This is a genomic window from SAR202 cluster bacterium, from assembly GCA_016872355.1.
GTDB lineage: Bacteria > Chloroflexota > Dehalococcoidia > Lucifugimonadales > VGZY01 > VGZY01.
In genome coordinates, this window is the sequence record VGZY01000073.1 from 1 (window position 1) to 14698 (window position 14698).

Sequence of the window (14698 nt, forward strand, 5' to 3'; positions counted from 1 at the left end):
GACCTTTCTCATCCCCAATCTTCACTCGGTGAGCAGCCAAAACCCGAAGCGCAGGAGTCTCCCACCGGAATTCAACCGAAACCTCGGGCGAGAGGACTCAGTCCCTATCCGGCTAAGTCCACCGCCCGTAAGCCGGCTGCAGACCACCCATGGAAACGAACCGTACTGACAAAATCACTACACCCTGAACACTGACAGATTCACTGTCCCTTGACACGTGGGCTCGGGCACGGGGCTTCGGGACCGGCTTTCACCGTACCCTGTACCCCATACCCTATGCCCTGTCTCTCAAGGCTGCCTGTAAGCCGAGTTCTGGACCCTGGTTGTGCCGTGTGCCCCGGCTACCGGATGCGGGTCGAAACCAGCACCCAACACCTAACACCCAACACCCCCAAGGTGGCGACCATCTATCTAGGCCAGCCGTTGCCGACTGGCTCAAGCGGCCAACCCGGGGACGGGCCGGGTACCCTTTAGTCCCCCTATTAGGCCTTGCTCCGGATGGGGTTTGCCTGGCCCCCGATGTTACCACCGGGGCGGTGGGCTCTTACCCCACCTTTTCACCCTTGCCCCGACAAGTCGGGGCGGTATGTCTCTGTGGCACTTTCCGTCGGGTCGCCCCGCCCCGCCGTTAGCGGGCATCCTACCCAGGTGGAGCTCGGACTTTCCTCTCTCCTCGCGCCCGCAGGCGTTGCCGCCCGAAAGCACATGGACAGCGGCCGCCCAGCATCCTTGACCTATGTATTTTACCCTATACGCATCCTCGGCGCCACTTCCGGCTTCACACCCTCATATTCAAGTCCTCAATAATTTCGTAATTCGTAATTCAAAATTCGTAATTCTCCTCCCCCCTACACCACCACCTCCACCGCGTCGTCCTTCACCACTACCTTCGCAACGTGCTCGGAGAGGAAACGTCGCTGCGACTCTACGTCCAGCTCCGACCAGCGCGACAGGGTCTCCTTTGCGTCCGAGGGCGCTCCGCCGGAGACGCCCCGCCGGGCGGCGTCCAGCTCCTTGATGTAGTCTGAGAGAGCGCCGGTGCCGATCTCACCCTTCGCCACGCGCTTCATCGCCCGTATGAAACCGCGCTCTGCGTTCTTCACGCGGGCGTCCCGGGCTGCCTGCGCCTCGCGCTCCTTGAGAACGCTCGCCTCCGGCTTGAACGTGCTGTTGAACGCCTTCGCCTCCAGGAGCAGCCGGAGCTGCACAAGGACGGCGCCCTCAAGCTGCTGCGCGCGCCAGGTGTGGTACTCGCACGTGCTCTGGTTATTGCGCGACTGGCACTGGTAGTAGCGGTACACGCTCTCCGCGCGCTTGCCGTCCTTGCGCTTCCAGCTCTGCCGCCTGGTCACTCCCATCATCGTGTTGCCGCAGTAGCCGCATTCCAGTATGCCGGCGAGCATGAAGGGCTCCGACTTCGCAACGCGGCCCACCGGGCGCCGCTCGCTCGTCTGGTCCAGCGCCGCCCGAAACGTATCGTGGGGGATAATCGCCTCGTGCACCTTTGGGCGACGTACGCCGTAGCGCGTATACGTGCCGGTATAGGTTGGGTTCTTCAGGATGGCACGCAGCGTGACCACGTTCCACTTGCCGCCACGGCGGGTAGGAATCTCCCGCTCATTTAGGTGCTGCGCAATGAGCCTGAGCCCAAGATTGTCTTTCGTGAACAGCTTGAAGATAAGCTGGACAACCTGGGCCTCTTTCTTGACCACCTCCAGGCTGCCATCAGGGCCGATGCGGTAGCCGTAGGGAGTCCTGCCGAGCGCCTGTCCCTGCATCGCACGGGCGCCCATGGACTCCTTCATCTTGCGGCTGCGCGTCTTCGATACGCCTTTGATGCCGAGGGTCTGGAACGCGTTCTGCACGGGCTCCGGGTACTCCTCGTCGTAGCACGCCACCGGGGAGCCCGTGTCCGCCAGCTCCGCGAGGGAGCGCGCAACGGTCTCCAGGTCCGGGCCAAGGTGCCGCGCGTCCGGCACAACCACCAGGAACTCACTACCAGACTGCCGTATGAACTCCATCAGCCTCCTGAACCCCGCCGCCGGCCACGCCGCCGTTCCCTCCTCTCCCTGTGGGAGAGGCCTTTGGCCGCTTTGGGCCAAAGGGTGAGGGCCAAGGCTGGCGGCTGTCGGCCCGGGAGCTGACGTCGTCCCAGCGACAGGTGAGGGTGCCGGCTGTTGTACCCCGTGCCCCGTTCCCTGTACCCCATACCCCACCCGGACCCCCCCATCCGGCGTGATCGCATACACCTTGGGCGGCTTCACTCTGGCCGAACGTTGACTGCCCGTTTGCCACCCACTCGCCTCCCAGCGTCCAACATCCGGCGGCGGGGGCGGCTCCTGGGGCTCTTCCTTTGGTTTCTCAGGCTCCAGCAGCATGAACGCCTGGTGCATGTTAAGCCTGCAAAAGTCCGTGAAGGCCTTCCGCACCGCCTCCACGGTCAGCTCGGGGTCCACCGCCGGACTGAAGTAGCCTATGGCCCTCATGCGATGTAAAGGATCCTCTTGCAGCTGTTGCACTGGAAAAGTCCGTCGGCAGCCTTCGCCTTTTGCGTTTCGCTGGTGGACAGCGTGATACGACACCCCCCACACATGTTGCCGCGCTCCAGCTTCGCCACGGCAACGCCGCCTTTGGCCTTGCGAACGGTGTCGTACGTGTACAGCCACCGCGGCGGCACAGGCTCCGTTAACGTCTCCCTCTGGGACTTGAGGGCAGAAAGGTCGGCGGACTGTCGCTTCTCGCTCTCAGCCAGGGTGACCTTGTGCGCCTTGCGCTCCGCCTCGACCTTGCCCAGCGCCTCCTCAGCCTCGCGCAGCGCCTCCTGCGTGTCTTCCACGTCGAGCATCAGCTCCAGCAGGGCCTCCTCCTCCCGGATTATCTCGTGCTGCACGCCGTCTCGCTCTCCCTGCGTGGCGGTCATCTCTTTGACGTTCTTGATGGCGCCGCCGTAGAGCCGCTCGTCCAGCTTGTTAAGCCTGCCCTTCAGCTCGGCGACGTCGCGCTCCTTGGCGCTCCGCTTCACCGCCGTGTCCCTCTGCCTGGCCTTGAGCGTCGCCGATTTCTGGCGTGCTGCCGTTACCGCGGACTCGTCCGCAAGCCTCGCGCGCGTCCCGGAGAGCGCCTTTTCGAGCGCGTCTATCTTTAGATCAAGCTCCTGAAGCTCGAAAAGCTGCCTTATGTCCGCCATAGCACCAGCCTGCGTTGGGTAGATAGGTGTCATTGTAAGCTACACACCGGTCAACCGCCATCCACAGGTGCTTTTCGACGCATGCCGCTCTTCTCTCTCTTCGATTACTGACATGTCCAAATCTATGTACTTCTCGAAATATTGGTCCATAATATTGGGATTGGAATCGAACGGCAAATAGATTGGAGTCGCGAATGACGCCCATGCGCCCCAAGACCAAGATCGTGTGCACTCTCGGCCCGTCCACCGCGTCGGAAGATACCCTGCGAACGATGGTCCAGGCCGGCATGAGCATCGCCCGGCTGAACTTTTCCCACGGCGCCCTGGAAGAGCACAAGGCCGCCGTTAACATGGTCCGGAAGGTCTCGGACGCCCTCGGCATACCCGTCGGCATCATGGTGGACGTCCCGGGCGCCAAGTACCGCACCGGCCCGCTGGGCACAGGCGTCGTGAACCTCAAAGACGGCGAGCGCTTCACGCTCACCAGCAGGGACATCATCGGCAACCAGGAGATCGTCGCAGTCGCGCCGCCGGGCATCCACCGCGACGCCACCGTCGGCCACCCGATCATGCTGGACGACGGCTTCCTGGAGCTCAAGACGATCGCGATCAACGACCAGGACGTGGAGTGCGCGGTTGTCCGCGGCGGCCGCCTGACGGAGCGTCGCGGCGTCGCCACTCCCGGGCGGGCGCCGTCGCAGCCGTTCCCCAGCGAGCAGGCGATGCGGGCGATGGAGTTTGCCGCGGCGGAAAAGGTGGACTTTGTCGCGCTCTCGATGGTGACGCGGAACACGCACGTCTTCCGCGCCCGGGAAATACTTGAGAGCAAGGGCATGAAGCCCTTCATCATCTCCAAGATCGAGAGAGCGGACGCCATCGACCGGCTGGACAGCATCCTGGAGGCGAGCGACGGCATCATGGTGGCGCGCGGCGACATGGGCGTCGAAGTGAGGCTGGCGCAGGTTCCGGTCATCCAGAAGAAGCTCATCAGCAAGAGCAACGAGTACGGCAAGCCGGTCATCACGGCGACGCAGATGCTGGAGTCGATGGTCCGCTCGCCGGTGCCCACCCGCGCCGAGGTTACGGACGTGGCCAACGCGATCTACGACGGCACGGACGCAATCATGCTCTCCGGCGAGACCTCCGTTGGCCAATACCCGGTGCAGGCGGTGAAGGTGATGGCGGAGGTGGCGCTGGAAGCGGAGGCCGCCCTGCCCTACGACCGCATCCTGGTTGAGAAGCGCGCCCACATCGTCGGAAGGGTGGACGACGCCATCGCGTACGATGCTGTCCGGACGGCGTCGCAGATAAATGCGGGCCTCATCGTCGCCTTCACGGAGTCCGGCAGCACCGCCGGCCGCGTCTCCCGCTATCGCCCCCGCCAGCACATCCTCGCGCTGACGCCCAGCCCGGAAGGCCGCCGCCGCCTCACACTGCGATGGGGCGTCACGCCCGTAATGGTGGAAAGGATCGATTCCGTCGACGACTTCTTCGAGGTCGGCGACCAGGCCGCCACCAAGTTCGCGGACCTCCCCGCGGGCACGCAGATAGTGCTCGTCGCTGGCCTCCCAATCGGCGTCCCCGGCGGCACCAACCTCCTTCGCGTACTCTCCACCAGCGGCAAGAAGGTAGATTCCGGCTTCTTCAAAGTAGCCGGCAAACAACCTGCAAGCAAAGGGTAGTGAGAGCAGCCATCCAGCCCAGGAGCATCGGTTATGCCCGTGTTCCCCAGGCGGCCGGCATTCCGGGAATTCCCTTTCTGAGGCACGCACTGACAGTGGTCTCCACGTCTCAAGGCCCAACGGGCCGGAATGGTTCAGCCCAGGGAGGAGCCCCGAGGGCTCTGCGGAGTGGGCGCAGCCCTGGGTAAGGGCGCGCGAATTTCCAAGCCCTGAAAGGGCGTGATGGTCCGACGAGGCCGCGACCCGTGCCGCAATCGTTGTCTCGTGTCCTCGTCCACCTCTTATTCACCACAAAAGACCGCGCGCCACTCTTGAAAGCCGAGGTGCGGGCGGAGTTGCACCCCTATCTGACCACAATCCTGAGAGACAACAATTGCCCTCCCCTGAACGTCGTCGGCCCGGAAGACCATGTGCACCTCTTTTTCGGCCTTTCGAGGACCCGGTCAATCGCCGAGGTTGTCGAGGCCGTCAAGACCAGCTCTTCGAAGTGGCTAAAGTCGAAGGGGCCGGATCTCGCCGCCTTCAGATGGCAAGGCGGATACGGGGCATTTTCGGTGAGCGAGTCGGGAGCGCAGGCGGTTGTGAAATACATCTATAACCGGGTGGAGCACCACAAGAAGCAGAGTTTTCAGGACGAGTTTCGGCTGCTCCTGGAACGGTACAAGGTTGAGTATGACGAGCGGTATGTGTGGGATTAAGGGCGGGCCGAAGACCATCACGGCCTTTCAGGCCTTGGGGAAATATTCGATCCGATACCCAGGGCTACGCCCCTTCGCAGAGCCCTCGGGGCTCCTCCCTGGGCTGAGCCATTCCACCCCGTTGGGGCTTGAAGCCGGGAGAGGCGAGAAAACTATCGGACCCTGTGGGCGATTGGAATGCCAACCGCCCACAGGACCCGATCTTGTTAGTGGCGCTTACCGGGGCGGGTGAGGTTACTAGCTCCGGCGCTGGACGACGTAGTTGACGAGCTCCTTGAGGGAGGCGAGCGCGGGGATGTTGTCCAGCGCGGCGAGGTTGGCGAGGGCGCTGTCGCAGTACTGCTCGGCGACGGCGTAGGAGTCGCGCATGACGGATGAGGACTGGATAGCGGCGACGGCCTTCTTGAGGCTCTCTGAATCTTCGGGGTTCTTGAAGTAGTCTACGAGGGGGTTGTCGACGGAGTTTCGCTCGATGTACATGATCGCCGGCAGGGTCATTATGCCCTGCGAAAGGTCATTTCCGACGGGCTTGCCGATCTCGTCCGGGTTACCCTCGAAGTCCAGGATGTCGTCGATGATCTGGAACGCCATCCCAAGGCTGTAGCCGTAGTGGCGGAGCGCATCGACGACGCTCTCCGGCGCGCCGCTCAACACCGCGCCGGACTCGCTCGCCGTAGTGAAGAGGGACGCGGTCTTGTTGTAAATGCGCTTCTCGTACTGCTCCCGCGTCTGAGCCCAGTCGTACGTCGCCACCATCTCGTGCAGCTCGCCGCTCGAGAGCTCCATGATCGTCTCGGAGAAGCGGCGGATCACGCGCACGTTTTCCGTATCGCAAACGAACGTGGCGGACGTGGCGAAGACGTAGTCGCCGAGCAGGACCGCGGCGTTCCGGCCCCACATCTTGCTGACGGTGACCTTCCCACGCCGGATATCCGAGTTGTCCACCGTGTCGTCGTGAATAAGCGTCGCGATATGCAGCAGCTCCACCGCCGCGGCCATCGTCTCGGCCTTCTTGCCGTCGTTGGGATGGAACTGGGAGCATAGCAGCGTTATAGCGGGACGAACACGCTTGCCCTTGGTCTCCAGCACATGGTCCAGGAGCTCGGCGAGGAATGGAGACTGGTTTTCGCACAGCGAGTGGAGGCGGCGCTTCACGCGCTCCAGGCCATCGCATACGGGCTCATACACGCTGTCCGCAAGGCCGACGCGGTCGCGCGCCTGGCGCGGCTCGTGGTAAGCCGACGCGTTAGCGTCGGCAAAGCGCTTTGACCTCTCAAACGAAGGAACGGACTGCACGCCCTGTGGACTCCCTGGACCGACCGAATTCGACACCTGAGGACCCTTCGAACTACAGTTTGTGCTTTTTGTCACAAACTTTCAAGCATTTACCAACGACCGCCATCCCGCCCTTCTCTCCCTAACTCATAACTCACTACTCTCAAGTCTCAACGCACTACTAGCCCGCCAGCTTCTGGTTCTCCTGCTCAATCACCGCCTCGTCCAGCTTGACGAACAAAGGCTGCGGCTCCTTGAGCTCCTGGCCCGGCCTGAGGAGGTCCGGCTTCCAGTGCCACCCGGCGTCCTTGATGCTTCCATCGAAGCCAAGCATCGCATGCAGCTTCTCGGACGTGAACGGCAGGTACGGGTAGAGTGAGACCTTGAGAGCGTTCACCACCGTGAGGGCCACCCAGAGCGTCGTTGCAGTGGCGTCGCGGTCCGTCTTGATCGACTTCCACGGCGCCTTGCTGTCGATGTACTTGTTCGCCGATTGGGCTAGCGCCATCGCCGCGCCGAGGCCCGCGCGGAAGAGGCATGCCTCAAGCTGCGCGCCAACTTCCTTGAAACGGCGGTCCGCCTCCTCCAGCAAGTCGGTCGACTGCTGGTCGAGCGCAACCGGCTGCGGCACCTTCTTGTCAAAGTTGCGGTAGGCGATCGTCGCCACCCTGTGGACAAGGTTACCGTACGTCGCCACCAGCTCGTCATTGTTGCGGCGAACGTACTCGCGCCAGTTGAAATCGGCGTCGCTCGTCTCCGGCATATTCGCTGAAATAACGTACCTGAGCGGGTCGGGCGCGAAGCGGTTCAGGTAGTCGGGCAGCCACACGGCCCACGCCCGGCTCTTGCTCTGCTTGCGTCCCTCCAGGATCAGGTACTCGTTGGCGACGACGTCATAAGGCAGGTTAAGGTCGCCGTACCCCATCAGCATCGCCGGCCATATAACCGTGTGGAAGGGGATGTTGTCCTTCCCCATGAAGTAGTAGGCCCTGCACTCTTTCTGCCAGAAGTCTCGCCACTTGGACGGGTTGCCCCCGCGCTTGGCCCACTCAACAGATGCGGATAGGTACCCGATTACGGCCTCAAACCATACGTAGAGCCTCTTGCCGTCATACCCGTCCACCGGGATCGGCACGCCCCAGGACAGGTCGCGGGTGATGGCCCGGTCATGCAGCCCGCCCTCGACAAATGACACGGAAAAATTACGTACGTTCGCGCGCCAGTGTCCCTGCTCCCGTATCCACTCCGCCAGCTTGTCCTGGAACGCGCCGAGCCTCAGAAAAAAGTGCTCGGTCTCCTTAATGATGGGGCGGGCGCCGCAGAGGCGGCACCTCATGTTGACAAGCTCCTGCGGGTCCAGGGTGCGGCCGCAGTTGTCGCACTGGTCGCCGCGCGCGCCGTCGTAGCCACAGTGAGGGCACTTGCCCTCCACGTAGCGGTCCGCCAGGAAGCGCTGGTCCTTCTCGCAATAAGGCTGGTTCATCGTCCCCTTGACGATGTAGCCCTTCTTGAGGAGCTTCTTGAACATGTCCTGGGCCACGCGCTCGTGGTTTTTGGTGTGCGTGGATGTGTAAAGGTCGAAGGAGATACCGAGCCGCTTCCAGACGTCCAGAAACTCGGCGTGGTACTTGTTGAAGATGTCTTCCGGTGCTATACGCTGCTTCTCCGCCTCGATCACCACGGGCGTGCCGTGTGAGTCGCTGCCGGAGACCATCAGGACTTCATTGCCCTTGAGGCGGTGGTAGCGGGCAAAGATGTCCGCCGGGATGTAGCACCCCGCCGCGTGGCCGATGTGGAGAGAGCCGTTCGCATACGGCCATGCGACAGCTACAAGAATTCGCTCAGCCATGACCTTCTCAGATGTGAAATATTAGCTTGCATGGTAACACATGAGGGCAATTGGAAGTTAGCTGGCGGCGGTTGGCCGGGACGAGGCGAAGTGGTCAGGCGTCAGGCTTGCCTTCGACCCACAGTTTGTAAACATCGTTCTTTGGAACGCCGGTAATTGCCGAGACTTCGGCCACGGCGTCTTTCGACCGAGCGCCCGCCGCTCGCTTCTCTTCAATCAAGCGCTGCGCCTGCCGCAAGGCGTCTGCGGCAGTGTCGGCTGCCACGGCTGCACCTTCGACCACGATCGTGAACTCGCCTCGCGGCTCTTCGAAGTGCGCCACGGCCTCTGAGACGGTCCCGCGAAAGACCTCCTCATGCAGCTTCGTAAGCTCGCGACCGGCGGCGATGCGGCGGTCGCCGAGAGTGTCAAGGATGTCCTGGAGCGCGCCTTTCATTCGGTGCGGGGTCTCGAAAGCCACGATGGCCCTGCGCTCGGAGGAGAGGGACAACAAGAGGGCCCGCCGGTCCGAGTCCTTGCGGGGAAGGAAGCCGACGTAGACGAACTGCTCGACCGGAAGGCCGGAGACGGCGATGGCGGTGGTGACGGCGGACGGACCCGGGACAGGGACGACGTTCGCGCCCGCCCGGACGGCCGCGGCCACCAGGTCCGCGCCTGGGTCGTTTATGCCTGGCATCCCAGCGTCGGAGACGAGAGCTACGTCTTTGCTTCGCAGATGGTCAACGATCTGAGAGGCCTTCGCCTCAGCGCTGTGCTCGTGGAAACTGGTGAGGGGTGTCGAGATGCCGTACCGGTCCAGGAGCCGTCGTGTGACGCGCGTATCCTCCGCGGCGATCAGGCCCACCTCCCGCAGCACCCTCACCGCCCGGCAGGTGACATCTTCCAGGTTGCCGATGGGCGTGCCGACGATGTAGAGCGTATGCATAGTGAGATCGTCCGCAGGTTACGTTGGTCCGGGCGACGGCCGGCAAGGAGGTCCCGCAGCGGGCGCACGGCGGCGCCCGCTGCGGATTTTCGTTAGCTAGCTGGTAACTCTTTCCGGAAGACTCGATTGCCCTGGCGCTGCCACTTCGACCGGAGCACCTCGCTGGAGTCCAGGAGCCCCTGCAGCGTTTTGAACTGCGATTCGCTGAGCTTCGGAACACCCAGAACGGCTGCGGCCAGGTTCGCAGCGGCCGCGCCCATGATGCCTTTTCCTGGGGCGGGCGCCCGTTGAGACCACGCGGCGTCTATTTGCGCCACGGGGTCGCCCGTGGAGGCCGGCGTGACGAGGAGCCGGCCCTGGGACTCTTCAACCGGACCCGACTGGGACGCCGCCGGGGCCGGCGAATGGACTGCGCGAGTCTCTTCCGCGGCCGCCGTGGGCGGCTCCGGCGTGAAGATGAGCTCCGCCGGCGGCAAAGTGGGCTCCGGCTCCACTCGGAGCGGCTCCTGCACGGACGGCTGCGGCAGGTCGTGTCGGCCGTCTTGTGGCGGCTGCTGCTCCTGTTGCCTGCGCTCGTGGCGGCTGATGTTTTTCGCGGTCTCCTCCGGAGGGATCGCCTTTATTCGCGGAGCCTGAGGGCGCTGGTTAGAGACGCGCGCCGGCTGGGCCTGCGGTTGCGTCGCCTGTGGCGGAGCAGGCTGGGTGGGAGTGGCCGCGGGCTCTTGCTGCCGCCTGCCGCCCTCTCCCTGCTGGAAGAATGGCTGGCCGGACCGCCGGACCTCGTCCGGCCTGAAGGCCAGCTGCTGGTCGCCTCTCCGGAAGCCGCGCTCTCGGCGTGACCCGTGACGGTCGCGGTAGCCGGGTCGGCTGCCCTCGATCCTCGGGGCACCCTGCTGGAGCGCAGGGGGCTGGGCATCGTCGTCCAAGGGAGGCTCCGCCTGTGGAGGCTGCGGTTGCGCATGCTGTTGCGGCTGCGGCGGCGCGTGGTGCTGTTGCTGGGGCGCCGGCGCCTGGTACTGCTTGTGCGGCTGCCCAGCATCCGCAGAACCGAGCTCGACTGTGAGATCGCCGCGGCCCTGAGGCCTGGTCACCTTGATGCCGGGGGCGTTCTCCAGGTACCGCGTGAAGGTGGAATATCCCTGGACGCGGAAGTCGAAGCTGGGATCGAGCCGCATCAGTGTCTGGTGCAGCTTGCTGCCGCTTACCCTTCCCTGCTCGTCCATAGAAGACTTCACCGCACGAACAAGCAGGCTATCCGTGGACATCGGCCTCTCAGGAGACGTCTTGGAGACCTCCTGGGCCTTCTCGCTCTGGTCCAGGTAGAAGTACCGGTCGCAGGAGATGACAAGTGACCGGGATGCTGTGGCCTGGCGTCCCGCTCCGACAACGGTCTTGCCGGCTGACCTGAGCTTGCCGACCAGGGGGACAAAATCAGAGTCTGATGAAACGATAACGAAGGTATCTACCGGAGACAGGTAGAGGAGATCGACAGCATCGATGGCGAGGCGTATATCGCTGGAATTCTTGCCGGAGCCCGTTGTATGGAACAGGTGTATCGGCTCAATTCCCAATTCAAGGAGCTGGTCGCGCTTGCTTCGCGCGGTTGACCAGTCGGCGTATGCCCTCCTCACAATGACGCGCCCCATGTCCGACACCTGGTCGAACAACCATTGGATGGCGCCGAAACCTACGTTTTCGAAGTCGATGAGAACGGCAAGCTGCCGCTCTGAGTTCTGGGTGGCTACTACCATGAGGTTACACCCTGCCCTATCGAAATCATTTGATAAGCACTCCGTGCGTCATGAATGTTCCCCCTTGTGAGTGTGCGGTCGTTTGGCGGCCGTCTACAATTATATCCCGTCACCGTGGACTTACGGATTCCGCCGCGAAGGGGTGAGCAGCGAGTTCCGCAGGTCAAGCGTTTCCAGGCTAATCGCATGGCGCTGATGAATGTGGTGCACTATCGACAGGTCCAGGAAGCCTCGCAGCGCTTCGTCAAGGCTCTCTTTCGCAATGGGCAGGAGCGGCGCGAGCGCTGCCCAGCGGGCCACCTTGTGCGGCTCCAGCTTGTCGGCGAGGAAGACGACGCGCCCCACCACATCCATATTCCTGATGCCTGAGGTGTGCCACCGGACGGCCTGTATGACGCGCTCTTCCGTGATGCCCGCGTCAGAGAGCCACACGGCTGCGATGGGTCCGTGGAGAAGGATTGGGGATTTCTCCTCTACCTCGGAAATGTCCAGCCCCAGGCGTCGCGCCTCCAGAAGCAGGTCGCGGTCAGTCATGGCCCTCGCCAGGTCATGGGCAGCCGCGCTCAGGTCAACAAGGCCGGAGTCCACGCCGTGCGCCGCTGCAAGCTCACGAGCCAGCGCGCGGACCCGGTCTACATGCTCTTGCAGCCCCGCCGGCAGCAGCCCCAAGCGGTCCCGGACGGGACCCGGCAATTCTTGCGGCATTGCTATGCCATCATGCCCATCTGGCGGCCCGCCAGGATGTGAAGATGGAGGTGCGGCACCTGCTGCCCGGAGTTGGCGCCCTGGTTAATGACGAGCCGGTAGCCGGTCTTATCGATCCCCTGCTTCCTGGCCGTCTCCGCGGCGGCGCGGAACATCCCGCCAATCATCTCGTTTTCTTCGACCGTCAGTCCGGTCAGGTATGTGAAGTGCTTGTTAGGGATCACCAGCAGGTGCACCGGCGCCTTGGGAGCAATGTCTTTAATGATGAAACATTGCTCGTCCGTGTACACAATATCACTCTTGATCTCGCCGCTCTTGATCCTGCAGAAAATACAATCGTTAGCCATGTCTCACTCCAGCCGGCTGCTCAGCGCGGTGCGAGTAAAGAGTACTCTATCAAGATCCAGGGAATCATCGCCAGCGCGATAATCATCGAGACCTTGAAGGTGGACTTCACGCCGAACGCCACGCCCACTCCGACGACCATGCAACCCAGCATCCAGGCTATCGTGAGCGGGTAGGTGTACGGGCCGACAATGGGAAGGAGCTGGAACGCGCGCAGAATTGCGGGCGTCATGCCAAGCGCTGCGATCTTCATGAAGCTGAAGAAGTCCGTCCGCGACTCCCATCCCACCAGCAGCAGCGAGGCTATGAAATAGAGCGCGACGGCGAATACGAACCACCACACCGCCACCAGGAATGCGTTGAGCGGGAGGATTGCGAGGCCTTCGTACTCAGGTACGTGGCCGAGCGCCGTCGAGATGGAGGCCAGGACGACCACGATGATCGCCTGCCAGACACCGCGCTTTTCCTTGGCAATCTGGTCAAAGGCCTCGTCGTTAAGGAACAGCGCCCCCAGCATTCGCCAGTACGTGGAGCCCAGAAACTCTGACAAGTTATACCCGAGCCTTATCGCCCGATCGCCCTGGCGAATTCCTGTCACATAATATTAACGGGCATGTGCCGACGAGAAGCAAGATATGCCCGTTTCGCCGGCCGAACGGAACATGTTACTTGTTACGGTACTGCATGAGCTCGATGCGAACATCTTCAGGCGCCATTATGAACGCGATGCGCGGCCCATTGTTGGGTACATCTATCGGCCCTTCCATCACCTTTGCTCCAAGGCCAATCAGCCGCTTGATCTCGGCGTCCATATCATCCACCTTGATGCCGAAGTGCTCGATGCCGTAGTGAGCGCTGGCGTCGCCGCCGCCCATCTTTTCATTGGTGCGCGAGCCGGAGATGTTTATAATCGTACCGTTAACGGTCTCGCAGCGAATGAAACGGTCGCCCCACATTCGGGTAGCGTCGCTCAGGATTTTGAAGTTGAACGCCTTCACGTACCACTCGGCAGTCTTGCCCGGGTCCGTGGACTTGATGTGCACATGATCGAACTCGTACGCCATTGCGGGATTCCCCCCCCCCCTTGTTATCGACGTTGACAGTCCGAAACAAAGCCTATGGTAAAGCTCTGGGGCTGTCAAGGGAGTAGTACAGCGCCGGTTTCATCCCTTTACAGGCCATCCGAACCCGCGGACAATCTCTCTGAGCTCGTCCATTTCTGCCTTATTCAGCGGCTTGGAAGGGGGACGTGAGGAGCCTATCGGGTTTCCGAGAATCGCCAGGATGCCCTTCATGGTCCTGCCCTGCCCGCCGGACCGCACGGTGATTTTGCTGCCGAATTCGCGCAGCGGCCCCTGCACCTTCCGGTACAGCGCTTCGGCCTCGTCATACTTCTTCTGCTGCATAAGATCGTAGACCTTCAGATCGTGAGCAGGATAGGCCTCTACCGTTGTCTGGACAAAGCCATGCCCGCCGAGCCTGTGGCACCTCACCGGGTCCACCGTGTTGTCTACTACGTTGAAGCGGCCAACGAATTTGGCTATGTCTTCATACCGCTGCCCATCATGCGGGCTCCACTTGATCGCGACGACGTTCTTCAAGTCCGCCATCTTGAGGAATGTGTCCGTGTCAATACGCCCGCCTGACATCCAGTGAGTGTGGTAGACCATGATGCCGATGTCTATCGCATCCGCAAGGTCGCTGAAGTAGTCCAGGATGTCGCCCTGGCTGGGCATATTGAAGATGGGCGGGCACACCTGCAGCGCGACAGCCCCCATGTCCTGCGCGCGCCGCGCATCCTCGATCGTACGCTTGGTATCCTTGTAGTGCAGGCCGCACATGACCGTGGCTTTGCCCCCGGTGGCCTGCACCACCGTTCTCAGGAGATACGGCCACTCGTCGTCCCGGAGCATAGGCCCCTCTCCCGCTGCCGCGGCCACCTTGATTACTCCGCGCCCCTTGACGATCCCGCTCTCGACCCACCACTGGGCGAGGTCGTGCATCTTGCCGTAATCGACCTCGTAGTCTTCGTCGAACGGCGTCGCGACGGGCGCAACGGGACCGACGATTTGCTTCCTCAACTCAGCGCGGTCCATGTCTCCTCCTCGTTCGTGCGGGATTGTCAGACTCGCTTAGGCAATCTTGGCATCACCCGGCACGCCTGTCAACAACGGGCCTGCATATTGCATTGGTGCAGTGATAGTGTCAGGGGTTAAGGGAGCAGTGAAAATGTCAGTCTATGAAAGAACTGACAATGAGCGAGAGAGAGGCTAAACGAACG

13 protein-coding genes and 1 other RNA gene are annotated in these 14698 nt (G+C 62.5%); 2 read left to right on the forward strand and 12 right to left on the reverse strand.

Annotation, left to right across the window (positions count from 1 at the left end):
- Positions 1 to 285: 285 nt before the first annotated feature.
- The 3 genes from rnpB to FJ319_12365 all read right to left on the reverse strand — a co-directional run bounded on the left by rnpB (position 286) and on the right by FJ319_12365 (position 3220).
- Positions 286 to 732, reverse strand: an RNA gene (gene rnpB / locus FJ319_12355) — RNase P RNA component class A.
- Positions 733 to 848: 116 nt separating this feature from the next.
- Positions 849 to 2486: a hypothetical protein gene (locus FJ319_12360; protein ID MBM3935070.1), complete on the reverse strand. Its 1638-nt coding sequence runs from the start codon at positions 2484 to 2486 to the stop codon at positions 849 to 851.
- Positions 2483 to 3220: a hypothetical protein gene (locus FJ319_12365; GenBank protein ID MBM3935071.1), complete on the reverse strand. Its 738-nt coding sequence runs from the start codon at positions 3218 to 3220 to the stop codon at positions 2483 to 2485. The genes FJ319_12360 and FJ319_12365 overlap by 4 nt, the downstream gene beginning before the upstream one ends.
- 161 nt (positions 3221 to 3381) lie before the next feature.
- On the opposite strand from FJ319_12365, the gene pyk reads away from it, so the two are divergent.
- Entirely contained in the window at positions 3382 to 4869 is a 1488-nt protein-coding gene (gene pyk, locus FJ319_12370) for a pyruvate kinase (GenBank protein MBM3935072.1), read from the forward strand.
- A 245-nt stretch (positions 4870 to 5114) separates the two neighbouring features.
- Complete coding sequence (gene tnpA / locus FJ319_12375) at positions 5115 to 5567, forward strand: IS200/IS605 family transposase (GenBank protein MBM3935073.1); 453 nt, start codon at positions 5115 to 5117, stop codon at positions 5565 to 5567.
- A 237-nt stretch (positions 5568 to 5804) separates the two neighbouring features.
- Here tnpA and FJ319_12380 read toward each other — a convergent pair whose 3' ends face one another.
- The 9 genes from FJ319_12380 to FJ319_12420 form a co-directional block, all read right to left on the reverse strand.
- Positions 5805 to 6938 carry a polyprenyl synthetase family protein gene (locus tag FJ319_12380; GenBank protein MBM3935074.1) on the reverse strand — a complete coding sequence of 378 codons (1134 nt, stop codon included), beginning with the start codon at positions 6936 to 6938 and terminating at the stop codon, positions 5805 to 5807.
- A gap of 85 nt (positions 6939 to 7023) precedes the next feature.
- Positions 7024 to 8691 (reverse strand): methionine--tRNA ligase, encoded by a 1668-nt coding sequence (gene metG, locus FJ319_12385; protein ID MBM3935075.1) that lies wholly within the window; start codon positions 8689 to 8691, stop codon positions 7024 to 7026.
- Positions 8692 to 8785: 94 nt separating this feature from the next.
- Entirely contained in the window at positions 8786 to 9616 is an 831-nt protein-coding gene (gene rsmI / locus FJ319_12390; protein MBM3935076.1) for a 16S rRNA (cytidine(1402)-2'-O)-methyltransferase, read from the reverse strand.
- A 92-nt stretch (positions 9617 to 9708) separates the two neighbouring features.
- Entirely contained in the window at positions 9709 to 11367 is a 1659-nt protein-coding gene (locus FJ319_12395; protein ID MBM3935077.1) for an NYN domain-containing protein, read from the reverse strand.
- A 120-nt stretch (positions 11368 to 11487) separates the two neighbouring features.
- The gene (locus FJ319_12400; protein MBM3935078.1) at positions 11488 to 12072 is read right to left on the reverse strand and encodes an HD domain-containing protein; all 585 of its coding nucleotides are present in this window, start codon (positions 12070 to 12072) and stop codon (positions 11488 to 11490) included.
- 2 nt (positions 12073 to 12074) lie between these two features.
- A complete protein-coding gene (locus FJ319_12405) occupies positions 12075 to 12419 on the reverse strand; it encodes a histidine triad nucleotide-binding protein (protein ID MBM3935079.1) in 345 nt (114 codons plus the stop codon).
- A gap of 20 nt (positions 12420 to 12439) precedes the next feature.
- Positions 12440 to 12967 (reverse strand): hypothetical protein, encoded by a 528-nt coding sequence (locus FJ319_12410; GenBank protein ID MBM3935080.1) that lies wholly within the window; start codon positions 12965 to 12967, stop codon positions 12440 to 12442.
- A gap of 115 nt (positions 12968 to 13082) precedes the next feature.
- The gene (locus FJ319_12415; protein ID MBM3935081.1) at positions 13083 to 13481 is read right to left on the reverse strand and encodes a VOC family protein; all 399 of its coding nucleotides are present in this window, start codon (positions 13479 to 13481) and stop codon (positions 13083 to 13085) included.
- 99 nt (positions 13482 to 13580) lie between these two features.
- A complete protein-coding gene (locus tag FJ319_12420; GenBank protein ID MBM3935082.1) occupies positions 13581 to 14513 on the reverse strand; it encodes a dihydrodipicolinate synthase family protein in 933 nt (310 codons plus the stop codon).
- Between the last annotated feature and the right edge of the window lie 185 nt (positions 14514 to 14698).